The sequence below is a fragment of the Pseudomonas sp. ICMP22404 genome (assembly GCF_006227205.1).
In the GTDB taxonomy this organism is placed as follows: domain Bacteria; phylum Pseudomonadota; class Gammaproteobacteria; order Pseudomonadales; family Pseudomonadaceae; genus Aquipseudomonas.
The window spans coordinates 684326-706404 of the sequence record NZ_VCNG01000001.1 but is presented as its reverse complement, the minus strand read 5'-3'; the positions used below and the strand labels follow the sequence as shown (position 1 = coordinate 706404).

Below are 22079 nucleotides of genomic sequence, written 5' to 3'. Positions count from 1 at the left end.
GGATGCGAGCCTCGCCATACAGGTGTCCGGACGATACTCTGTCAGGGATATTTCCTACGACTTACTGTGAACCGCCTAATGCAGACCCTGACTCATTACATCCAGCGCATTCTTGAATTGATGAAGCGCTATCCCGGGGTCATTGCGCTCGGCGGTTTCATCTCCGGCGCCGGCAGTTTCATATTGGTGGACCGCCAACAGGGCCTGGCCACCTGGATCGCCATCCTGATGCTGGTGAGCTGGCTCTGGCTGATGCTGGAAAACAGTCTGACCCGGCTGTTCACGCGAATTTTCAAGCGGGAAATACCGCAGCCGTTGCTGCGTTACGCCACGCAGATGATTCACCAGGAAAGCCTGTTCTTTGTCCTGCCGTTTTTCCTGATTACCACCACCTGGAACAGCAGCCAGTTGGTTTTCACCGGGTTGCTGGGGGCGTCAGGGCTGATTTCGATCACCGATCCGCTGTATTACAAATGGCTGGCGCCCCGACGCTGGGCGTTCCTGGCGTTGCATACGCTGACGCTGTTCGCCGCCCTGCTCACGGCGCTGCCGATCATCATGCACCTGACCACCGACCAGAGCTTCAAGCTGGCGCTGGGCATCGCCATGCTGTTGTCGTTCCCGAGCCTGGCCTCGATCTTTCCGATCCGCACCGTACGTAACGCACTGGCAATCCTGTGCATCACCCTGGGCATTGGCGCCGCCGGGTGGGTGCTGCGCTCCTGGGTACCACCGGCCACGCTGTGGATGACCGAAGTGGCGATCAGCACGCAATTGGAAGACCGCACACCCGGTGACAGTCTCAAGGAAGTCAGCGCCGCGCAGATCCGCGGCAATGGCCTGTATGCCTATACCGCCATCAATGCGCCGCGTGGGCTGGATGAGCGGATCTATCACGTCTGGCAGTTCAACGGCAAAGAAGTGGACCGCATCGCCCTGGACATCCATGGCGGACGCAAGGAAGGCTACCGCGCCTGGACCCACAAGCAGAATTTCCCGGATAACCCGACGGGCAAATGGCAGGTACGGGTACTGACAGAGAACGGACAGATGATTGGGGTGCTGCGTTTCAACGTAACCGAATGAGCAGGACGAGCCCTGATACCCGTCAGCTAAGAATCAAACGACGCAAAACCCGTGGGAGCCAAGCTTGCTCGCGATTGCGGTAAGTCAGTCAGCAACAATGTGACTGGTCTGTCGCTATCGCGAGCAAGCTTGGCTCCCACATTAGGTTTGTGGCTTGACAGACTTGCATTAGGGCAAGCCCGCTCCCACAGAAACTCGGTGTCAGCCGAAGAACCAGTAGCAGACCCCGATGGCCCCCAGCACTCCGGCCAGTTCCGCCAGCAACGCACAGCCCACCGCATGCCGCGCCCGCTGGATGCCCACGGCCCCGAAGTACACCGCCAGCACATAGAACGTGGTCTCGGTGCTGCCCTGGACCGTCGCCGCCACCAGGGCGGGAAAACTGTCCACGCCGGACGTCTTCATGGTTTCGATCAGCATTGCCCGGGCGGCGCTGCCGGAGAACGGCTTGACCATGGCCGTCGGCAAGGCATCGACGAAGCGCGTGTCCCAGCCGGCCCACTGCACCAGGTGCCGGAGACCGTCCAGACCGAAATCCAGGGCACCCGAAGCCCGTAGTACACCCACCGCGCACAGCATCGCCACCAGGTAGGGCAGCAGGCTCTTGGCAACGTCGAACCCTTCCTTGGCACCCTCGACGAATGCTTCGTACACCTTGACCTTGCGCAGGGCGCCCACCACCAGGAACAGCATGATCAGGCCGAACAGCGTCAGATTGCCGAGAATCGAAGACAAGCCCGCCAGGGCCGTGGCCGAGAGCGTTGCCAGCAACGCCATGAAACCGCCCAGCGCCAGCGCACCGGGGATCAGGTAAGCCAGCACCACCGGATCCCACAGGCGCAGGCGCTGCATGAACGCCACCGACAGCAACCCCACCAGGGTCGAACAACTGGTGGCGAGCAGGATCGGCAGGAACACCAGGGTCGGGTCCGGCGCGCCTTGCTGGGCGCGGTACATGAAGATCGTCACCGGCAGCAGCGTCAGCGACGAGGCATTGAGCACCAGGAACAGGATCTGCGCGTTACTGGCGATGGTCGGGCTGGGGTTCAGGTCCTGCAGGGCGCGCATGGCCTTCAGGCCGATGGGGGTAGCGGCGTTGTCCAGGCCCAGGCCGTTGGCGGCGAAGTTGAGGGTGATCAGGCCAATGGCCGGGTGGCCCGGCGGCACTTCCGGCATCAGGCGCAGGAACAGCGGGCCGAGGGCCTTGGCCAGCCAGTCGACGATGCCGGCCTTTTCGGCGATCCGCAGGAATCCGAGCCACAGGGTCAAGGTACCGAACAGCAGGACCATCACCTCCACCGACAGCTTGGCCATGGCGAAGATGCTTTCCACCATCGCCGCGAAGATGCCGGCGTTGCCACCCACCAGCCACTGCATCAGCGCCGAGACGGCCGCCACGATAAAGAAGCCAAGCCACAGGCCATTGAGCATCAGTTAAATCCCCCGGAAGATGCCGCGAATGATAGCGGGGCTGGCAGAAACGACAAACCCCGGATTTCTCCGGGGTTCAGACAGGTTACACAGCGCATTCCCTGTGGGAGCAAAGCTTGCTCGCGATCAGCGCAAAGTCTGCTGGCTCAATGAGGCTGACAGATCGCTATCGCGAGCAAGCTTTGCTCCCACAGGTATTTTTGCTCTCACCAACACTTCGGATCAGCGACTGGAAGGCTCGCCGGCCGGCAGCGGTTCCTTGCTGCGCCAGTGCGGCAGGGAATTCCAGTAGCGCTGGCCCTTGGCGTCATCGTACATGCCTTCCCAGCGAGAGATGACCAGCACGGCCAGGGCGTTACCGATCACGTTCAATGCGGTACGGGCCATGTCCATGACACGGTCGACACCGGCGATGAAGGCCAGGCCTTCCAGCGGGATACCGACACTGCCCAGGGTCGCCAGCAATACCACGAAGGACACGCCCGGCACGCCGGCGATGCCTTTGGAGGTGACCATCAACGTCAGCACCAGCAGCAATTGCTGGCTGATGGACAGATCGATGCCGTACAGCTGGGCGATGAAAATCGCCGCGATGCTCTGGTACAGCGTCGAACCGTCGAGGTTGAACGAGTAACCGGTCGGCACCACGAAGCTGCAGATGGCTTTCGGAGCCCCGTAGGCTTCCATCTTCTCGATCACACGCGGCAACACGGTTTCGGAGCTGGCGGTGGAGTAGGCCAGTACCAGTTCGTCCTTGAAGATGCGCATCAGCTTGATCACCGAGAAGCCGAACAGGCGGGCGATCAGCCCCAGCACCACGAAAGCGAAGAAGGCAATGGCGACATAAACCAGGATCACCAGTTTCGCCAGCGGCAGCAGAGAGGCGAAACCGAAGTTGGCGACCGTCACCGCGATCAGTGCGAAAACACCGATCGGGGCGTACTGCATGATCATGTGGGTGACCTTGAACATGCTTTCGGACACGCCCTGGAACATCTTCACCAGCGGCTCGCGCAGGTCCGATTGCAGGCTGGAAAGACCCAGGCCGAACAGTACGGAGAAGAAAATGATCGGCAGCATCTCGCCACGAGTCAGCGCCGCGAAGATGTTCGACGGGATCAGATTGAGAATGGTCTGGACGAAGGCATGCTCATGCTGCACTTCGGCGGCGGTGGCCTGGTACTTGGAAATATCCACCGTGCCCAGGGTGCTCATGTCGATGCCGCTGCCCGGATGGAAGAAGTTGGCCAGCAGCAGACCGACGACAATGGCGATGGTGGTGACGATTTCAAAGTAGAGGATCGTCTTGAGGCCGATCCGCCCAAGCTTCTTCGCGTCACCGACCCCGGCGATGCCGACGATCAGCGAGGAAATCACGATCGGGATCACGATCATCTTGATCAGACGGATAAAGATATCGCCCGCCGGTTGCAGCACGTTGCTGATCCACCAGGCCTTCTCGGCACTGAAGTGGTTGAGCAGCGCGCCCAGTGCAATACCGAGCACGAGACCGATGAGGATCTGCCAGGCGAGGCTTAATTTTGCCTTCTTCATATCGTTACCCTTACTTCGATTGGACTCGGACAGAAACAAATCGAACCACCCATGGTGATACGAATCGTGCTCCTGCCCCCGTATAAGGTCACCCCGAGCGCGCGCTGGCGGCTTACTGGCGGGCGAAAAAAGGCGCAACTATTGCGATGCGAGGGGGGCACGTCTAATGCCGTAAACGCCTACCCTATGCCGAATCGGCATGAGATTTTCAAAATAAAACCCGCATCCCAAGCGGTTCGAATGCGACATTTCAGCAGGCATAAATGCCGTGAAGCGGCGGTTTCAGCGTAGCCGGGCTTTATTTCATCTGTCGGGAAAACCGATAAAACGGATACCCACGGACGAGCCGAGGGCAACGGCGAGAGCTGGAAAGCTCTCCGATATACGGTCAGACGTCAGGGAAAAGAGAGAGGTGACGGGACAAAATGCCGCATAGGATGGGCGGTTGTGAAGCTCGAATAACCAGCCGCTCTGGAACAGGCTTCTTGCCCGTTAAGCTCTACGCAGGTTCGCCAAGCCGTCTCGATTTCGCGAACCTGCGTCGCAGCTTTTTTCCTGACCCGGCCCTTTCGCAGGCACCCCTTGTGCCCGTAGGTCACTCCGACCCTGAACGGTCAGAACGTCCCGGCCCCCTGGTCATGCATCGGCCCTCCTCGGGCTGTGCAGGGGAAAAGCAAGGCTGCTTTTCCCGTTATCCAGAACTTAGTACCAGTTGGGATCTTTCTTGAGTTGTTCCATTAACAGTTCTTGCATACCTTCATCGGGATTGCCGAGGAAGCGGTAGTTGGCATGACGACTTGGCGACTTGTCGGCAGGCAACCCGGCAGGTACCTCCACCAGCAAGGCGTAGGCCTTGTCCTTGTCGAAACTGAAAGCCACGAACAAACGCTCATTGCGGCACGTCGCCTGAGTTTCACACAGCGGCCCTACGAGATATTTGTCGCCGTCTTCCTCGACAGCATTCATCTGTTCCGAATCGCCTGACAGATTCATTACCCATTCCGGCAGGCGCTCTTCTTTCTTGACGACGTGTTGCCAGGTTTCACGGTATTGCGTGTCAGCCTCAAGCAGTTGATTGACCCGCATCTGTCCGTCATTGGCAGCCATTGCCATGGCACTGCCGCCCAGTAGCAGGGCGGCGGCCAGTCCTTTTAATGCAGCGTTCATGGTCAGCCTCGGCCGCGACGACCAAAGAAGAAGGAGGCAATGAACATCACCAGGAACACGACAAAGAGAATCTTGGCGATGCCCGTGGCGGTGCCGGCGATACCACCGAAGCCCAGGACTGCAGCGATGATGGCAATGATCAGGAAGGTAATTGCCCAGCTCAACATGGTGATTCTCCTTACGCTTTTCTATTTAGTTAGGGACTGCTTGGAATGGTTCCGGACGCGTCGGACGCACGGTCACCGGGTTAAAACACCCAGCGTTCCTGGCGGGGCAGGTCGGTGATCGGCTGAGCCTGATCCACATCCATCATCCGCATCGAGGAGGATGCTTCCGAGACGCTGCTGACGGCACTGAAGTGGGTTTGAGGAGCGCGATGAATCGACACCGGCGCCGGCTCGGGCTGCTGGCTGTAGTGCCAGAGGAGCAGTTGCTGGCCCACCACGAGGGTCACCAGCAATGCCAGAACGGCCCACAACCCCTGCTGAATGTGCAGGGAGGTGATGGGTAATCGGGCGGCACGTTGCAAATTCATCCTGGAATTCCTCCCCACCCCGGGTGGTGATCTGGTTGAGGCGCTCTAACGCCACGATGACTAGACCATTGCAGACGGCATGCCAGAAATTTATCGAGAAAAACTCTTTTATAATCAGGTAGTTACATCTGATATGCAAAAACTCTAAAGCGCATCCTGCACGATGGCCTTGAACGCAGTCGTGCGTATTGCACGACTGAAGGGGGGAAAGGTGATCGGATTCTTTTTGAATTGCCGACCGTGAACAGCGGTCGGAATGGGCAGGTCCGGTCACTCATCCCGGACGAATTGAAAAAAATATACGCAAATCAGGTCGTTAGGACGCCACAGCTCACCACGACGCTTTCTATAGGTAATATTCGCTCAGAATCGACCATGCAACTTGCCCGATTTTTCTGACACTAACCAACATCATTCATTAAAGGAGCGTAGGAAAAATGGAATCAGCCACCGAGCATCAAGGCCGCATTCTGCTGGTAGACGATGAGTCCGCCATCCTGCGTACGTTCCGCTATTGCCTGGAAGACGAAGGCTATACCGTCGCCACCGCCAACAGCGCCGCCCAGGCCGATACCTTGTTGCAGCGCCAGGTATTCGACCTGTGCTTTCTCGACCTTCGCCTGGGTGAAGACAACGGCCTCGATGTGCTGGCCCAGATGCGCATTCAGGCACCGTGGATGCGCGTGGTGATCGTCACCGCCCACTCGGCGGTCGACACTGCGGTGGACGCGATCCAGGCCGGTGCCGCCGACTATCTGGTCAAGCCATGCAGCCCGGACCAATTGCGCCTGGCGACCGCCAAGCAACTGGAGGTCCGCCAGTTGTCGGCAAGGCTGGAGGCGCTGGAAGGCGAGATACGCAAACCCAAGGACGGCCTCGACTCCCATAGTCCGGCGATGAAAGTGGTGCTGGAAACCGCCCGTCAAGTGGCCAGCACCGATGCCAATATCCTGATTCTGGGTGAGTCCGGTACCGGTAAGGGAGAACTGGCCCGGGCGATTCATGGCTGGAGCAAACGCGCGAAAAAATCCTGCGTCACCATCAATTGCCCGTCGCTGACGACTGAGCTGATGGAAAGTGAACTGTTCGGTCACAGCCGTGGCGCATTCACCGGCGCCAGCGAGAGCACCCTGGGGCGGGTCAGCCAGGCGGACGGCGGAACGCTGTTTCTCGATGAGATCGGCGATTTTCCCCTCACACTGCAACCGAAATTGTTGCGTTTCATCCAGGACAAGGAATACGAACGGGTCGGCGATCCGGTCACCCGCCGGGCGGATGTGCGCATCCTTGCAGCGACCAACCTGAACCTTGAAGACATGGTCCGCGACGGACGTTTTCGGGAGGACCTGCTGTACCGGTTGAATGTCATTACCCTGCATTTGCCGCCGCTGCGCGAGCGCACCGAAGACATCCTGACCCTGGCGGACCGCTTCCTGGCCCGCTTCGTCAAGGAATATGCCCGTCCGGCGCGAGGATTCAGCGATGAGGCCCGTGAAGCGCTGCTAGGCTATCGCTGGCCGGGCAACATCCGGGAGCTACGTAACGTGGTGGAGCGCGCCAGCATCATCTGTCCCCAGGAAAAAGTTGAGATCAGTCACTTGGGCATGGCCGAGCAACCGGTCAACAACGCACCGCGCATCGGCGCCGCGCTGAGCCTGGATGAACTGGAAAAGGCCCACATCGGTGCCGTGCTGGCCACGGCCGATACGCTGGACCAGGCGGCCAAGACCCTGGGCATCGATGCCTCCACGCTGTATCGCAAACGCAAGCAATACAACCTGTGAGCGGTACCTTATGAAACTGGCGATGAAGCTGCGCACTCGACTGTTTCTCAGTATCTCGGCCCTGATAACAGTGGCTTTGCTGGGATTGCTGCTTGGCTTGGTCAGTGTGATGCAGATGGCCAACACCCAGGAACAATCGGTGCGCGACAACTTCATCCTGCTGGACCTGGGTCTCAAGCTGCGCCAGACCCTGGGCGACCAGTTGATGATCATGCTCGATGACAAACCTGACCTGGCCGCGCTCGAAGACTCCAAGCGGCAATATTTCAGCCTTCTGGAGGAGGGCATCGCCCACGAGCAGAGCCTGAAGGAGCCAACCGCGAATTTCACCCAGGCCAAGGCCGACTACCTTGAATTCCTTGAAGCCTTTACAGACTCGCGTGAACAGACATCCCAGCTCACGGGTATCCAGAACCTCACTGAGAAATTCAATGTACTGCGCAACGGGCTGATCGAAGGCTATCGGCACGCCTTGAACAACATCAGCGAAACCCAGACCCGCGCCCGTGACCGGGCATTGCTGATTTCCGGTCTGCTGGGCCTGGTGGGAGTGGCGGTGCTGGTCATCGGATTCATCACGGCCCATGGCATCGCCCGGCGTTTCGGGACCCCGATCGAAGCGCTGGTTTCGGCGGCGGACGACATTGGCCAGGGCAACTTCGAAGTGACGCTGCCGGTTTCCTCTGCCCCTGAACTGAACCTGCTGACCCGTCGTTTCGGAATCATGGCCCAGGCACTGCGTGAGCATCAGGCCACCAATGTCGATGAGTTGTTGGCCGGCCAGCAGCGCCTGCAAGCGGTACTCGATAGCATCGACGATGGCTTGTTGATGATCGACCGCCAGGGCCGGCTGGAGCACCTGAACCCGGTCGCCCAACGACAACTGGGCTGGGACGAGGAGCGCCTGGGACAGGGATTGGGCGAGGCGCTTGGACGCCCTGAGCTGGATGAGGAATTGCACCTGGTGCTACGCGGCGGAACGCTGGAGCGAGCACCAGACGATCTGAGCATCGAGGTCGATGGCGAATCCCGATTGTTGACCTACAGCCTCACGCCCGTCAGCCACACCCAGGGGCATATTCTCGGGGCGGTGATGGTGTTGCACGACGTCACCGAACAGCGCGCCTTCGAACGGGTACGCAGTGAGTTCGTGCTGCGCGCTTCCCACGAGCTGCGTACACCGGTGACCGGCATGCACATGGCGTTCGGCCTGCTGCGCGAGCGCGTCCATTTCCCTGAAGAATCCCGCGAGGCGGACCTGCTCGACACCGTCAATGAAGAAATGCAGCGGTTGATGCAGCTCATCAATGACCTGCTGAACTTCTCTCGCTACCAGAACGGTTTGCAAAAGCTGACCTTGGCTCCTTGCTCCATCGAAGACCTGCTGGAAGCGGCCCGCCTGCGATTTGCCGCCCAGGCCCAAGCCAAGGGCATCGAGTTGCTCGTGGCGATCCAGGGCCCGCTGCCGCGCCTGCACGCCGACGCGGCGCAGCTGGAGCGGGTGCTGGATAACCTGATCGACAATGCCATGCGTCACACCGGCGACCACGGCCAGATCCGCCTGCAGGGCCGGCGCCATGGCGAGCGGGTGATTATCAGCGTCGAAGACAACGGCGAAGGCATTGCTTATGGTCAACAGGGGCGGATCTTCGAACCGTTCGTCCAGGTCGGACGCAAGAAAGGTGGCGCAGGCCTCGGGCTGGCGCTGTGCAAGGAGATCGTTCAGCTCCATGGCGGGCGCATGGGTGTCTACTCAAGGCCAGGACAGGGCACCCAGTTCTACATGGCGCTGACGGTTTGAGGCCGTTCGCGTCTAAGCCTCATCGTCCAGCCGCCGTCCGAGCCGTCGTCGGCCGCGGGTAATCAGCTCAATGAGCTGCACGGCACTGAGGGCATGGGCAAACAGCCAACCCTGGCCAAACGTTACGCCTTCGCTACACAGGTATGACGCCTGGGCCTCGTGTTCTATCCCTTCGGCAATCACCTTCAGCTCCAACGCGTGGGCCATGCGAATGATGTGCGGGGCCACGCCGCTGCTGGCGGCATCGTGGCCGAGGGCATCGATAAAGGCCTTGTCGATTTTCAGACAATCCACCGGCAGGGTTTGCAGGTAAGCCAGGCTGCAATAGCCGGTGCCGAAGTCATCGATCAGCACCTGATGGCCCACATCACGCAGCGATTGCAGGTTATCCCTGGCAACCAGCACATCGATCAGCCCACGCTCCGTCACTTCAAAGGCAATCTGCCGCGCCGAGACCCGATGCCGCGCCAGCAAGCCGGCGATCACTTCGCCGATGCGTGGCACCATCACGTCGCATGCCGCCAGGTTCACCGAAATATAGAGCTGCGGATTGGCCCGCAACAGCTGACCCAACTGGTCGAACAGCCGGTGCAAGACAAAGTCGGTGATCTGGCGGATCTGCCCGGTATCTTCCGCCATCGGGATGAACAGATCCGGACTGGTCAGGGTGCCGTCCGGTCGTCGCCAGCGCAACAAGGCTTCAGCACCAACACAGTTGCGGTTGCGCAGGTCGAAAATCGGCTGATACAGCACCTGGAACTCACCCCGCCGGATGGCCCCATGCAGCTCGACATCCATGGATTGACGCTGGCGCGCCAGGAGAAACACCAGGAAGCCGATCGCCAGGCCCAATATCAGGCTGGTGGGCAGCATCCACCAGGCGTTGGCTGGAATATGAAAGCCGTTGCGCTGGGCAATCAGCACCAGCTGATACTCCGGACTGTCGGTCTGCATGCGATAGATCAGACGGGTGGCTGTCACTTGCAGGGCATTGCGGTTTTTCGGCGGCCAAGGCTCGGTGGGCGGCCAATATTGGTCGGTACCCAGCACGGGAACGGCACGCTCGCCATGGTCCAGGACCACCAGCAGGCTGCTGCCGGGCGGCAGGTCTACCACGTCAGTCAGGTGTCCCCTGGAGGTGGCGACCCGAAAGTTACCGCGCCCCAGCATTAATACAGCGCGGTTTTCGTCGGGCTCGGTGGTGGTGTTGAGCCAATAACTGTAGGTCGGCCCCCGTAAGTCGGGCGCACGAGCGACTGATAATCCGCTCTGGCGCGGACGGCTGGAGCAGGCACCGCGACCGTCGACATACACCGCCTCGTAGACGAAGCGGTAATTGAAGCTGAGCTGCTGCAAGGTCGCGACCATTTCCTCGTCGCATCCGCGCAGCGGTTGGTTTTGCAGGTCATCGAGGCTTTCGCGCAACTGCCCGAAAAGCTGTTCCAACCGTTGCAGGAAACGTTCACCCTGGGCGTTCATCTGGTCGCTTTCGCGCTGCTGGGTCTGTTGCATGACAACGAACAGGCTCCCCGCCAGCAACAGCGCCGTACTCAGTGCAGCCGCTACCGTCGCCAGGAAAAGAGGGCGATGCAGCCAGCTTTGCAGGGTTTCGCGGGCAGCCTTCATCGATTGATAATCCGAAAGTTACCAATGAGTTATAGCCGCTGATTTGGATTTAGCCTTTACCGTCGGACAGGCGTCATTATTTTGTCTGGTTGAGCACCTGCAGGATCGCTGCACTTTGCGCGTCCGGCGTACCGTCGAACCGGGTCGGTCGATAACGCATCTGGAAGGCAGCCAGCACATGGTGGGTGGCCACGTCCCATTCGCCGGTCCGGGGCGTCGGGTAGCCGAGGCGGGCCAACTCGGTCTGGAACCAGGTGGCGCTCGGCAGCTGCGTCAGGAAGAAGGCCTGCTGGCGCGCCACGGCCTGTTCGTCCGGCCAGACGCCCAGGCCTGCTTCCGCCAGGCGCTTCCACGGGAACAACGGCCCCGGATCAAGTTTGCGCAGGGGGGCGATATCGCTGTGTCCGATGATGTTGATCGGGTTGATCGCGTTGCGCCGGGTGATGTCCTTGAGCAACGCGATCAGGGACTGGATCTGGGCTTCGCTGTAGGGGTACCAGAGACGCCCGGTGGGGCTGTCGACATAGCCCGGATTGACGATCTCGATGCCGATGGAGCTGGAGTTGAGCCAGGTCCGCCCCTGCCATTCGCTTTCCCCGGCGTGCCAGGCGCGCCGGCTTTCATCCACCAGCTTATAGATGGTCGCGTCCTTGTCGTCGGCGATCAGGTAATGGGCGCTGACCTCGCCATGGGTCAACAGCGCGAGGGACCGCTCCAGGGAAGCCGAGGTGTAATGCACCACGACGAACTGGATGCGGCTGTCCTGATTGACCGACGGATGGCTGGTATCAAGCCGTGGACCGCTGGCACAACCGGCCAGGGTCAGTAAAAAGACAATGATCGAGACAATTTTCATGGCGCACATGCGTCTACGGATGACGAATAATGCAACAGTGTAACGTATCACTGTGCAAGGATCCGGCTTGCCTTCCGATTTAAGCAAAATGGAACAATTGACCTCAGCCCAGCTCCACTCGGTTACGCCCCGCAGATTTCGCCCGATAAAGCGCCTGATCGGCTCTTTTAAGCACCAGATCGCTGTATTCGCCTGCTTTGAATGCGGTCATGCCCACGGATACGGTAATCGTCACCGGCTCACCCTTGAAGTGAAACGGACAGGCTTCGATGGCTGCCCGCAGGCCTTCAACCAGCTTGGCACCTGACGCCAGGGGAGTATCGGGCACCAGCAAGACAAACTCCTCGCCGCCAAAACGAGCGATGAAGTCGCTGCCCCGCAGACGTTTGCGCAACACGGTGGCGATAATCTTCAACACCCGATCACCCGCCAGGTGACCGTAGTTGTCATTGATCCGCTTGAAATGATCGAGGTCGAGCATCGCCAGCAGCAAGCTGTTGCCGTGTCGCTGCCACTGGGTGACCTCGTGTTCAAGCCGCTCGGTCCAGGCAGCGCGGTTGGGCAACCCGGTGAGCGGGTCAATCAATGCCTTTTGTCGCTGCTCTTCAAGGTTTTCACGCACGACCTGGGCTTCCTGCTCCATCACCGCGACGCGCTCGGCCAAGCTCTTGAGGCGGCTGGCAACCTCTTGCTCGCGCTGGTCACGCTGCTTCTGGTGCTGGTCCATGGTACCGAGCAGGCCTTCCAGATGGTTCTCCAGCACCTGCTTGAGTCCCTCCAGGTCGTCGGCTTCCTGCATGCTGCTTTGCAGACCATCGACCTGCTCACGAATCTGGGTGTCCATTACCCTGGAAGCCGAGAGGTTGTCGGCGTGGCCTTCACTGGCCGCGCGCAAGCTGCTCTGGAACGACTCCAACCGATCATTGAGGCGCTGCAGATACGCCTCGAACTCATGCTGGCCACTGTCGGTGATGGCCAACATGAGCGTCGCGAAGTCGTCGAGAATCGGCAATAACTCGTACCAGTTCAAACCGTTTCGAAGACGTTCCCCCATGGCCTCGGCTTGAGGGCGATGCCGCTCAGGCAGGGTGAGGTCACCCAGCAGGCCCAGCAGGGTGTCTTCGATGTGCTTCGCCACCGAACTGTAGGAGGGCTCCGGGGAGTCGGGCAGGGCGTAATGGGCCTCATCCGGATCAACGGGCAACGGCTCGACGGTGGTCGGAGGCTCATCAGCTTCTGTGTCAGGGGACGGTGCTTCCTCCAGTACGGGTGATGGCGCCTCGGGCATCAGCTCATCGGGATTATCCAGCGCAGCCGCGGCAGCCGCGGGCTCCGTGACAGGGGTTGCTGGCCCAGCCGTTTTCTCTGGTTCGGGGGCCGACGGCGCGATGTCGGTGCCAGACTTCGGAACGGGGTCGAGGATTGGCGGAATGAAGGCAACCGGTTCGGGGGGCTCATCGACGGGCCGGGTCTGCTCCACGGTCGGCATGACGGGGGCAGCAACGGTTGTCGGCTGCATCGGCACGGGCGGGGGCGGGGGCGCTTCGGGCGAGGACGCCGGGGGTACAAGCACACCCTTGTCCGGAGCGGCCGCCTGCGACTGAGGGATCGTATCTTCGTGACCATGCCCCCCAAACAGCCGTTGCAGCAGGCCGGGACGACTCGCTTCGGCAGGCATCTCCAATGCATCCAGCGCCTTGCCCTGCAAGCTGCTCAACTCGCTGAGCAACAGGGGAATTTCCCGGGCCTGGTCGACACGTGCCTCCAGTTGTTTGGCAAACTTTTTCAGCGGCCGACGCACGTCTTTCGGCAGTGGCAGGGTCTGCAACTGAGCGACCAGCGCGGTCAATGCGGTGCTCATCTGTTCGACCCGGGTCTCGCGGCGCTGCTCGGAATCCAGCACGGCTTTTTCCAAGCGTGGCAACAGGGCGGCGAGGGCGGCATCCATGTCATCGGTGCGCACCACTTCGCGCATCTCTTTCATGCATTGATCAACGGCCCGGTCCGTGCCCTCGGCGGCCAGGGTGCTGCGCACCAGGCCACGGCGCAGCAAGTCGAGCCGGGCATCCCAGCGGCGCTCCAGCTTTTCCTGTTGCTCAATGCTCTTGAGGTACTTCTCTCTCCAGCGTTCGGCGTCGTCGCTCATTCATCGGGTCCGCAAGGGGCAGAACTCAGCGCAGGAAATGCGTCGGCCGTGAGCGAACCCGGTAGACGAATTTCGACTGCAACCGGCAGGTGATCGGAAATGGGCTGGGCCAGGACCTCGACACGCTCAAGGGTCAGGGTCGGGCTCAGCAGAATATGGTCCAGGCAGCGCTGGGGGCGCCAGCTGGGGAATGTCGCTTCGAGTTGGGGCGCGAGCAGGCCGAGGTCGCGCAGGGGCGACGTCTGCAACAGGTCGTTGGCGTGGGTGTTCATGTCGCCCATCAGCACCTGATGTTTATACCCACCGATCAATTCACGGATATAGGCCAGTTGCATCGTCCGGGTACGCGCCCCGAGGGCCAGGTGCATCATGACCACGACCAATGCCTCCGGACCTTCGCCGAAGCGCGCCAGGATCGCTCCGCGCCCCTTGGGGCCCGGCAGCGGATGGTCTTCGATCGCCCAGGGCCGCAGGCGACTCAACACACCATTGCTGTGCTGGGCGAGACGGCCGAGGTTGCGATTGAGTTGCTGATACCAGTAGGGGAACGCACCCAGTTGGGCCAGATACTCCACCTGGTTGACGTAACCTGACCTCAGGCTGCCGCCATCGACCTCTTGCAAGGCCACCAGGTCGAAATCCTTCAACAGGTCGCCGATTTTCTGCAGGTTACCGGCACGCCCGGGATGGGGCAGCAGATGCTGCCAACCCCGGGTCAGGTAATGTCGGTAGCGTTCGGTGCTGATACCCACCTGGATGTTGAAGCTGAGCAGCCGCAAGCGACTGTCGGCGGGCAGGCCAGTGGACGCGACATGATGCTCGTTGACCCGCGGCTCATGCAGGCCAACGATGCGTTCGGTGCTCCAGCGAGCCATGGCGTGGGCCGCGCTTAGTTGGCAGCAGCCTTGGTCGTCGCTCGCTCTTTGGCGATCAGCTTGTCGGCCAGTTGCAGCGCTTCGTCAGCGCCGCCGGCAGAGCCGATATCAAAGCGGTATTTACCGTTGACGATCATGGTTGGTACGCCGGTGATCTCGTACTTCTTCGCCAGCTCCTTGGCTTTGACGATTTGGCCCTTCACGGCGAAAGAGTCAAAGGTCGCCAGGAATTTCTCCTTGTCTACGCCCTGGGTTGCCAGGAAGTCTGCCATGTCACTTTTGTCAGTCAGCTTCTTATGTTCTTTCTGGATCGCGTTGAACACCGCAGCGTGAACCTTGTGCTCGACGCCCATGGCCTCGAGGGTCAGGAACATCTGGCCATGGGCATCCCACGGGCCGCCAAACATGGCAGGGATGCGAACGAAGTTCACGTCCGAAGGCAGCTTATCGACCCATGGATTGATCACCGGCTCGAAAGCGTAGCAATGCGGGCAGCCATACCAGAACAGCTCCACCACTTCGATCTTGCCGGGCACGGCTACCGGAACCGGGTTGCTCAATTCGACGTAAGGGGCCTTCGATTCCTCGGCGTTGGCTTGAGCGCCGATGCCGAACAGGCTGGCGGCGACGAGCGCGGCGCTGATGATCAGATTACGCATGCTTTACTCCTGGACAAATAGGTGGCCTCGCGAGGTGTGCTTTCAGACAGACCACGGCGGGTTCAAGTTCTTAGTGTAACGGCAGCGGCCACAAAAAAGGGCGGCCAAAGCCACCCTTTTGATGCTTGCATCGACAGATTAATCGAGCGTTAACGTTACAAGCGGTGTACAGCTCCCGCAACGCCGCTCAAAGACCTTAGTGCAGGCCCTGGATGTAGCTGGCGACAGCGGCGATATCTTCGTCGCTCAGCTTGCGGGCGATGGTGCGCATGGTCATCGCGTCGCCGTCGTTGGCACGACCGCCTTCTTCCTTGCGGAAATCGGTCAGTTGCTTGGCTACGTATTGGGCATGCTGGCCTCCCAGGTGCGGGAAGCCGGCAGCGGCGTTACCGGCACCGTTCGGCGAATGGCAACCGGTGCAGGCCGGCAGGCCTTTGTCCAGATCACCGCCACGGAACAGCTTCTCACCGCGGGCCACCAGTTTCTGGTCGGCGGCGCCGATGCTGCCTTTCTGGCTGGCAAAGTAAGCGGCGATGTCCGACAGATCCTGATCGCTCAGGTTGGTCAGCAGGCCAGTCATTTCCAGAACGGTACGCTTGCCCGACTTGATGTCGTGCAATTGCTTGGTCAGGTAGCGTTCGCCCTGGCCCGCCAGTTTCGGAAAGTTTGGCGCTGCGCTGTTGCCATCCGGCCCATGGCAGGCCCCGCATACGGCGGCTTTCGCCTGGCCGGCGGCGGCATCGCCAGCGGCGTGGGCTACGCCGGATATCCCCAAGGTCAACAGCAGACTCACGATCAGTTTGTTCATCAGCTAATCCAACTACGGCTAAGGGTTAAAGAGTTATGGACCGGGTTTACTCGCTCATCCACTGGATGATGGCTCGGTAATCCTCGGCACTGCAGTCCATGCACAAACCACGCGGCGGCATCGCCTTGAAACCCTGGGTCACGTGTTGCACCAGCGTCCCCATACCTTTCGCCAACCTCGGCGTCCAAGCTTCCTGATCGCCCTTGCGGGGCGCCGTTGGGAGTTGGCCGGAATGACAGGCACCACAAACACGGTTGTACACAGCTTCCGGATCCTGTGTAGCCTGAGCGCTGTAAAGCGGTATCAGGACACCGGCAGCTAGCAGCCATTTCGTCATAAAACGACCTTTTCAGGGTTGAGAGCAAGCTGCGTTCTGATGCGCAATTTAGGTCGATCGCTCTCGTGAGCCTCATCCTTCGCTGGGACAAAGCGCACACAAAATCTGCGGCATTATATACTGGCGTCACTGAAACGGAAACGACACAGCTTGCCGCGTCCATTCCCGACGCCGCCCACATCGGAAATCCCATGCAACTGAAGAACCCCATCCTTGGCCTGTGCCAACAGTCCACCTTCATGCTCAGCGCCGCCAAAGTCGATCAATGCCCCGACGACGAAGGCTACGAAGTGGCGTTTGCCGGGCGTTCCAACGCCGGCAAATCCAGCGCACTGAACACCTTGACCCACGCAAGCCTGGCACGTACCTCGAAAACCCCGGGGCGCACGCAGCTGTTGAACTTCTTCAAGCTAGACGATGAACGCCGTTTGGTCGACCTTCCCGGCTACGGCTATGCCAAGGTGCCGATTCCGCTCAAGCAACACTGGCAGCGTCACCTGGAAGCCTATCTGGGCAGCCGCGAGAGTTTGAAGGGTTTGATCCTGATGATGGACATCCGCCATCCGATGACCGACTTCGACACGCTGATGCTCGATTGGGCGGTCGCCAGCGGCATGCCCATGCACATCCTGCTGACCAAAGCGGACAAGCTCACCTACGGTGCGGCCAAGAACACGCTGCTCAAAGTGCAGTCGGAAATCCGCAAAGGCTGGGGCGACGCAATCACCATCCAGCTGTTCTCGGCACCCAAGCGCATGGGCCTGGAAGAAGCCTACACCGTGCTGGCCGATTGGATGGAGCTGGCGGACAAGGGCAGCGAAGAGGCCGAATAAGCCAAATCGCAGGCAAAAAAAACCCCGGACTTCGTATGGGGAGGGGGAAGTTCGGGGTCCAAGTTCCGGACCGCTAGGGCGGGGTCCAGATATCTGCCAACACTTAACACAACATAGGAGCATTGAAGGGCTTCACCAGCCATTCAGAATCTCTGAGTGGCATTTCATGGGTTTAGTTCAGATTATTTTTGAAATGCCCTTAGGAAATTTCTTACTCACCCCTCGCAGGCAATGACATTCCATTGTGGCGAGGGGATTTATCCCCGCTGGGCTGCAAAGCAGCCCCTCGGAAGTTCGTCACGCCTCAGTGCGCCTCATCCCAGTTGTCGCCCACGCCCACTTCCACCAGCAGCGGCACGTCCAGCGTGGCGGCGGCGCTCATGTACTGGCGAATGTCCTTGCTGACCTGTTCGACCAGGTCTTCCCGTACTTCCAGCACCAGTTCGTCGTGCACCTGCAGAATCACCCGGGCATCCAGCCCTGAGGTCGTCAACCAGCGATCCACGGCCACCATCGCTTTCTTGATGATGTCGGCCGCGGTGCCTTGCATCGGTGCGTTGATGGCCGTGCGCTCAGCCCCCTTGCGCAGCGCCGGGTTCTTCGCGTTGATGTCCGGCAGGTACAACCGACGGCCGAAAATGGTTTCGACAAACCCCTGTTCGGCGGCCTGGGCGCGGGTGCGCTCCATATACTCCAGCACACCCGGATAGCGGGCGAAGTAGCGATCGATGTAGGCCTGGGACTGCTTGCGATCAACACCGATCTGTTTGGCGAGACCGAAGGCGCTCATGCCGTAGATCAAGCCGAAGTTGATCGCCTTGGCGCTGCGACGCTGGTCATGGCTGACGGCCTCCAGCTCGACGCCGAACACCTCGGCGGCAGTGGCCCGGTGCACGTCCAGGTCGTTGCGGAACGCGTGGAGCAGACCTTCATCCTTGGCCAGGTGCGCCATGATCCTCAATTCGATCTGCGAGTAGTCCGCCGCCAGCAGCTTGTAGCCTTTCGGTGCGACGAACGCCTGTCGGATCCGCCGACCTTCAGCGGTACGGATTGGAATGTTCTGCAGGTTCGGATCGATGGACGACAGTCGTCCGGTCGCGGCAACGGCTTGTTGATAATTGGTGTGGACGCGGCCGGTGCGGCTGTTGATCTGCTCCGGCAGGCGATCGGTATAGGTGCTCTTGAGCTTGCTCAGCGAGCGGTACTGCATCAGCACCTTGGGCAGCGGGTAGTCCTGCTCGGCCAGTTCGGCGAGCACCGCTTCGGCCGTGGATGCCTGGCCCTTGGCGGTTTTGCTGAGCACCGGCAAACCGAGCTTTTCGTACAGGATCACACCCAATTGCTTGGGCGAGCCGAGGTTGAATTCCTCGCCGGCGATGGCAAACGCCTCACGCTCCAAGGCCACCAGCTTCTCGCCCAGCTCGACGCTCTGCACGCCCAGCAGGTTGGCATCGACCAATGCCCCCTGGCGCTCGATGCGCGCCAGCACCGGCATCAGCGGCATTTCTATCTCGGTGAGCACTTTGCCCAGGCTCGGGATCGCCGCCAGTTTTTCCTGCAAGGCCTGGTGCAAACGGAACGTTACGTCGGCATCTTCAGCGGCGTACGGGCCGGCCAGTTCCAGGGAAATCTGGTCGAAAGTCAGCTGTTTGACCCCTTTGCCAGCGATGTCCTGGAAATCGGTCTTGCTTTGGCCCAGGTACTTGAGTGCCAGGCTGTCCATGTCGTGACGGGTCGCGGTGGAGTCCAGCACGTAGGACTCCAGCATGGTGTCGAAGGCAATGCCTTGAACCAGGATGCCGTTGTTCTGATCGCCACCAATGGCGCAGTTGGCCAGGATATTGGTCTCGAACTTGGCATGCTGACCGACCTTGAGCTTGTCGGGGTTTTCCAGCAGGGGCTTGAGGGCCTTGAGTACCGTGTCGCGATCAAGCTGCTCCGGCACGCCCATGTAGGAATGGGTCAGCGGAATGTAGGCCGCCTCATGGGCCGCCACGGCAAACGACAACCCGACCAGTTGCGCATGTTGCGGATCGTCACCGTTGGTTTCCGTGACGAACGCAAACAGCGGCGCTTGCTCGAGCTTGGCCAGCCAGGCATCGAAGCGCGCCTGATCGAGAATGACTTCGTACTTCGCTTCGTCGCCGCCCGGTTGTTCGTCGGCCACTTCGACGATCTCCTGGCCGGCACGCTTGGCGTCCCGCTGGTTTTCTTCGAACCAGCTCTTGAACTCCAGCAGGGTGTACAGCTCGGCAAGTTTGTCGTGGTCCGGTGGGCCCATTTGCAGATCGTCGAGGCCAACATCCAGCGGCACGTCAGTCTTGATGGTCGCCAGCTCGTAGGAAAGAAACGCCATTTCCTTATGTTCTTCGAGCTTGGCGGGCAGGGTCTTGGCGCCGCGAATCGGCAGCGTGGGAACGATGTCCAGCTGCGTATACAGCTCGGTCAGGCCGCCGTTGACTCCCACCAGCAAGCCGGAGGCAGTCTTCGGCCCGATCCCCGGAACGCCCGGGATGTTGTCGGAAGAATCGCCCATCAATGCCAGATAATCGATGATCTGCTCCGGAGCGACACCAAATTTCTCCTTTACGCCAGCCACGTCCAGCGAGCTACCGGTCATGGTATTGACCAAGGTAATGTGCCCGTCGACCAATTGAGCCATGTCCTTGTCACCGGTGGAGATCACCACCGGGCGGTCGGCTGCGGCGCTGCTGCGGGCCAGGGTGCCAATCACGTCGTCGGCTTCGACGTTGTCCACACACAGGAGCGGGAAGCCCAGGGCCTTGACGCTGGCATGCAGCGGCTCGATTTGCACGCGCATGTCGTCGGGCATGCTCGGGCGATTGGCCTTGTACTCGGCGTACAGCGCATCGCGAAACGTCCCACCCTTGGCGTCGAACACCACGGCAAACGGGCTGTCCGGGTACTGCTTGCGCAGGCTCTTGAGCATGTTCAGCACGCCCTTGACCGCACCGGTCGGCAGGCCTTTGGACGTGGTCAGCGGTGGCAGCGCGTGAAACGCGCGGTACAGATAAGAAGAACCGTCCACCAGGACGAGGGGGGCTTGGCTCATGAGCAGGATCAACCTTTTCGGCGGGTCCGGGGCTAGAATAGCGGGACCGTTGACGACAAAGGGACAAGGTTATCATGCGTACACTAAATCGCCTGTTACTGGCTGGCTTGTTTGCGATCACTCCGCTTACCGTCATGGCGGCGGACGAGGCACCTTCCGCGGACCCGGACGTCACCATTCGCACGGAAGGCGATAAAACCATCCAGGAGTACCGGCAAAACGGTTTCCTGTATGCGATCAAGGTCACGCCCAAGCACGGCAAGCCTTATTTCCTGGTGCGCGCCGACGGCACTGATGCAAACTTCATCCGTTCGGACCAACCGGATATGCTGATCCCGTCATGGAAGATCTTTGAGTGGAAATAGTTTCCTAATTTCAACCGGCGCCCGCTGAAGGGCGCCCGTACTGGCAGTTTTAACCATGTCTGTGTTCACCCCCCTGGCTCGGCCCGAGCTGGAAACCTTTCTTGCCCCTTACGGGCTCGGCCGCCTGCTTGATTTCCAGGGGATCGCCGCTGGCAGCGAAAACACCAATTTCTTTATCAGCCTGGAGCAGGGCGAATTCGTCCTGACCCTGGTGGAGCGCGGCCCGGTGCAGGAAATGCCGTTCTTCATCGAACTGCTGGACGTGCTGCATGAGGCCGACCTGCCGGTGCCTTATGCGTTGCGCACCACCGACGGCGTTGCGCTCAGGGAGCTGGCCGGCAAACCTGCGCTGCTGCAACCGCGCCTGGCCGGCAAACATATCAAGCAGGCCAATGTGCAGCATTGCGCCCAGGTTGGCGAGTTGCTGGCGCATCTGCACCTGGCCACCCGGGACAACATGATCAAGCGCAAGACCGATCGCGGCCTGGACTGGATGCAAGAGGAGGGCGCAAAGCTGCTGTCACACCTCGAAACCGAGCCTCGTCGGCTGCTGCAGGCAGCATTGGACGAAATTTCGCTGCAGAAGACCGGCATCCTGGCGCTGCCCCGCGCCAACATCCATGCGGACCTGTTCCGCGATAACGCCATGTTCGAAGGCACGCACCTGACCGGGCTGATCGACTTCTACAACGCCTGCTCCGGGCCGATGCTGTATGACGTCGCCATTGCCCTGAACGATTGGTGTTCGGATGACGACGGTGTGCTCGACGGCCCGAGGGCGCGGGCGTTGCTGGGCGCTTACGCGGCGCTGCGCCCCTTCACCGCCGCCGAAGCCGAACTTTGGCAGACCATGCTGCGTGTGGCGTGCGTGCGGTTCTGGCTGTCGCGTCTGATCGCCGCCGAATCCTTTGCCGGACAGGACGTGTTGATCCACGATCCGATGGAGTTTCAGCAGCGGTTGGCGCAGCGGCAGGACGTTCATACACCGCTGCCTTTTGCCCTGTAAAAGCATCGCGGGCAAGCCTTGCTCCCACAGGTCTGTGTTTACTCTGTGGGAGCAAGGCTTGCCTGTGTTTTACCCTGTGGGAGCAAGGCTTGCCTGTGTTTTACCCTGTGGGAGCAAGGCTTGCTTGTGTTTTACCC

19 protein-coding genes are annotated in these 22079 nt (G+C 60.4%); 6 read left to right on the top strand and 13 right to left on the bottom strand.

Features of this window, described 5'->3' with window-relative positions; all coding sequences use genetic code 11:
- Positions 1 to 78: 78 nt before the first annotated feature.
- On the top strand, positions 79 to 1086 hold the full coding sequence (locus tag FGE05_RS03225; protein ID WP_139641484.1) for a DUF5924 family protein: 1008 nt from the start codon (positions 79 to 81) through the stop codon (positions 1084 to 1086).
- A gap of 201 nt (positions 1087 to 1287) precedes the next feature.
- Here FGE05_RS03225 and FGE05_RS03220 read toward each other — a convergent pair whose 3' ends face one another.
- From FGE05_RS03220 to FGE05_RS03200, 5 genes are all read right to left on the bottom strand, one after another.
- Entirely contained in the window at positions 1288 to 2517 is a 1230-nt protein-coding gene (locus tag FGE05_RS03220) for a nucleoside recognition domain-containing protein (protein WP_139641482.1), read from the bottom strand.
- Between the two features lie 222 nt (positions 2518 to 2739).
- Positions 2740 to 4071: a glutamate/aspartate:proton symporter GltP gene (gene gltP / locus FGE05_RS03215; protein ID WP_139641480.1), complete on the bottom strand. Its 1332-nt coding sequence runs from the start codon at positions 4069 to 4071 to the stop codon at positions 2740 to 2742.
- Positions 4072 to 4773: 702 nt separating this feature from the next.
- Positions 4774 to 5238 (bottom strand): inhibitor of vertebrate lysozyme family protein, encoded by a 465-nt coding sequence (locus tag FGE05_RS03210; RefSeq protein ID WP_139641478.1) that lies wholly within the window; start codon positions 5236 to 5238, stop codon positions 4774 to 4776.
- Positions 5239 to 5240: 2 nt separating this feature from the next.
- Positions 5241 to 5405, bottom strand: a complete 165-nt coding sequence (locus FGE05_RS03205; protein WP_003177151.1) for a DUF1328 domain-containing protein — start codon at positions 5403 to 5405, stop codon at positions 5241 to 5243.
- Positions 5406 to 5485: 80 nt separating this feature from the next.
- Entirely contained in the window at positions 5486 to 5773 is a 288-nt protein-coding gene (locus FGE05_RS03200; RefSeq protein ID WP_139641476.1) for a hypothetical protein, read from the bottom strand.
- A gap of 437 nt (positions 5774 to 6210) precedes the next feature.
- On the opposite strand from FGE05_RS03200, the gene algB reads away from it, so the two are divergent.
- On the top strand, positions 6211 to 7557 hold the full coding sequence (gene algB / locus FGE05_RS03195; RefSeq protein WP_139641474.1) for a sigma-54-dependent response regulator transcription factor AlgB: 1347 nt from the start codon (positions 6211 to 6213) through the stop codon (positions 7555 to 7557).
- A 10-nt stretch (positions 7558 to 7567) separates the two neighbouring features.
- Positions 7568 to 9358 carry an ATP-binding protein gene (locus FGE05_RS03190; protein ID WP_139641472.1) on the top strand — a complete coding sequence of 597 codons (1791 nt, stop codon included), beginning with the start codon at positions 7568 to 7570 and terminating at the stop codon, positions 9356 to 9358.
- 12 nt (positions 9359 to 9370) lie between these two features.
- Here FGE05_RS03190 and FGE05_RS03185 read toward each other — a convergent pair whose 3' ends face one another.
- The 7 genes from FGE05_RS03185 to FGE05_RS03155 form a co-directional block, all read right to left on the bottom strand.
- Positions 9371 to 10984 (bottom strand): EAL domain-containing protein, encoded by a 1614-nt coding sequence (locus FGE05_RS03185; RefSeq protein WP_139641470.1) that lies wholly within the window; start codon positions 10982 to 10984, stop codon positions 9371 to 9373.
- A 76-nt stretch (positions 10985 to 11060) separates the two neighbouring features.
- The gene (locus FGE05_RS03180) at positions 11061 to 11840 is read right to left on the bottom strand and encodes an N-acetylmuramoyl-L-alanine amidase (protein WP_139641468.1); all 780 of its coding nucleotides are present in this window, start codon (positions 11838 to 11840) and stop codon (positions 11061 to 11063) included.
- A gap of 103 nt (positions 11841 to 11943) precedes the next feature.
- The gene (locus FGE05_RS03175) at positions 11944 to 13986 is read right to left on the bottom strand and encodes a diguanylate cyclase (protein ID WP_139641466.1); all 2043 of its coding nucleotides are present in this window, start codon (positions 13984 to 13986) and stop codon (positions 11944 to 11946) included.
- Positions 13983 to 14861: an endonuclease/exonuclease/phosphatase family protein gene (locus FGE05_RS03170; protein ID WP_139641464.1), complete on the bottom strand. Its 879-nt coding sequence runs from the start codon at positions 14859 to 14861 to the stop codon at positions 13983 to 13985. Before FGE05_RS03170 ends, FGE05_RS03175 begins: the two co-directional genes overlap by 4 nt.
- Before the next feature lie 14 nt (positions 14862 to 14875).
- Positions 14876 to 15520 (bottom strand): thiol:disulfide interchange protein DsbA/DsbL, encoded by a 645-nt coding sequence (locus tag FGE05_RS03165; protein WP_139641462.1) that lies wholly within the window; start codon positions 15518 to 15520, stop codon positions 14876 to 14878.
- Positions 15521 to 15716: 196 nt separating this feature from the next.
- A complete protein-coding gene (locus FGE05_RS03160; RefSeq protein ID WP_139641460.1) occupies positions 15717 to 16328 on the bottom strand; it encodes a cytochrome c in 612 nt (203 codons plus the stop codon).
- 46 nt (positions 16329 to 16374) lie between these two features.
- Positions 16375 to 16665: a cytochrome c5 family protein gene (locus FGE05_RS03155; RefSeq protein ID WP_139641458.1), complete on the bottom strand. Its 291-nt coding sequence runs from the start codon at positions 16663 to 16665 to the stop codon at positions 16375 to 16377.
- 191 nt (positions 16666 to 16856) lie between these two features.
- Here FGE05_RS03155 and yihA point away from each other — a divergent pair, with 191 nt between their 5' ends.
- Entirely contained in the window at positions 16857 to 17498 is a 642-nt protein-coding gene (gene yihA / locus FGE05_RS03150) for a ribosome biogenesis GTP-binding protein YihA/YsxC (RefSeq protein WP_041020741.1), read from the top strand.
- Between the two features lie 304 nt (positions 17499 to 17802).
- On the opposite strand, the gene polA is transcribed toward yihA, so the two are convergent.
- On the bottom strand, positions 17803 to 20571 hold the full coding sequence (polA, locus tag FGE05_RS03145) for a DNA polymerase I (RefSeq protein ID WP_139641456.1): 2769 nt from the start codon (positions 20569 to 20571) through the stop codon (positions 17803 to 17805).
- 74 nt (positions 20572 to 20645) lie between these two features.
- Between polA and FGE05_RS03140 the strand changes: the two genes are divergently transcribed.
- Together FGE05_RS03140 and FGE05_RS03135 are read left to right on the top strand one after the other, a co-directional pair.
- Positions 20646 to 20936 (top strand): DUF2782 domain-containing protein, encoded by a 291-nt coding sequence (locus FGE05_RS03140; protein ID WP_139641455.1) that lies wholly within the window; start codon positions 20646 to 20648, stop codon positions 20934 to 20936.
- 55 nt (positions 20937 to 20991) lie between these two features.
- Positions 20992 to 21942: a homoserine kinase gene (locus tag FGE05_RS03135; RefSeq protein WP_139641453.1), complete on the top strand. Its 951-nt coding sequence runs from the start codon at positions 20992 to 20994 to the stop codon at positions 21940 to 21942.
- The last annotated feature ends 137 nt before the right edge of the window (positions 21943 to 22079 follow it).

Bases quoted from the DNA above. Each gene is read 5' to 3' on its own strand.
- FGE05_RS03225 (WP_139641484.1), top strand. From the start codon at position 79: ATGCAGACCCTGACTCATTACATCCAGCGCATTCTTGAATTGATGAAG.
- FGE05_RS03220 (WP_139641482.1), bottom strand. From the start codon at position 2,517: ATGCTCAATGGCCTGTGGCTTGGCTTCTTTATCGTGGCGGCCGTCTCG.
- gltP (WP_139641480.1), bottom strand. From the start codon at position 4,071: ATGAAGAAGGCAAAATTAAGCCTCGCCTGGCAGATCCTCATCGGTCTC.
- FGE05_RS03210 (WP_139641478.1), bottom strand. From the start codon at position 5,238: ATGAACGCTGCATTAAAAGGACTGGCCGCCGCCCTGCTACTGGGCGGC.
- FGE05_RS03205 (WP_003177151.1), bottom strand. From the start codon at position 5,405: ATGTTGAGCTGGGCAATTACCTTCCTGATCATTGCCATCATCGCTGCA.
- FGE05_RS03200 (WP_139641476.1), bottom strand. From the start codon at position 5,773: ATGAATTTGCAACGTGCCGCCCGATTACCCATCACCTCCCTGCACATT.
- algB (WP_139641474.1), top strand. From the start codon at position 6,211: ATGGAATCAGCCACCGAGCATCAAGGCCGCATTCTGCTGGTAGACGAT.
- FGE05_RS03190 (WP_139641472.1), top strand. From the start codon at position 7,568: ATGAAACTGGCGATGAAGCTGCGCACTCGACTGTTTCTCAGTATCTCG.
- FGE05_RS03185 (WP_139641470.1), bottom strand. From the start codon at position 10,984: ATGAAGGCTGCCCGCGAAACCCTGCAAAGCTGGCTGCATCGCCCTCTT.
- FGE05_RS03180 (WP_139641468.1), bottom strand. From the start codon at position 11,840: ATGAAAATTGTCTCGATCATTGTCTTTTTACTGACCCTGGCCGGTTGT.
- FGE05_RS03175 (WP_139641466.1), bottom strand. From the start codon at position 13,986: ATGAGCGACGACGCCGAACGCTGGAGAGAGAAGTACCTCAAGAGCATT.
- FGE05_RS03170 (WP_139641464.1), bottom strand. From the start codon at position 14,861: ATGGCTCGCTGGAGCACCGAACGCATCGTTGGCCTGCATGAGCCGCGG.
- FGE05_RS03165 (WP_139641462.1), bottom strand. From the start codon at position 15,520: ATGCGTAATCTGATCATCAGCGCCGCGCTCGTCGCCGCCAGCCTGTTC.
- FGE05_RS03160 (WP_139641460.1), bottom strand. From the start codon at position 16,328: ATGAACAAACTGATCGTGAGTCTGCTGTTGACCTTGGGGATATCCGGC.
- FGE05_RS03155 (WP_139641458.1), bottom strand. From the start codon at position 16,665: ATGACGAAATGGCTGCTAGCTGCCGGTGTCCTGATACCGCTTTACAGC.
- yihA (WP_041020741.1), top strand. From the start codon at position 16,857: ATGCAACTGAAGAACCCCATCCTTGGCCTGTGCCAACAGTCCACCTTC.
- polA (WP_139641456.1), bottom strand. From the start codon at position 20,571: ATGAGCCAAGCCCCCCTCGTCCTGGTGGACGGTTCTTCTTATCTGTAC.
- FGE05_RS03140 (WP_139641455.1), top strand. From the start codon at position 20,646: ATGCGTACACTAAATCGCCTGTTACTGGCTGGCTTGTTTGCGATCACT.
- FGE05_RS03135 (WP_139641453.1), top strand. From the start codon at position 20,992: ATGTCTGTGTTCACCCCCCTGGCTCGGCCCGAGCTGGAAACCTTTCTT.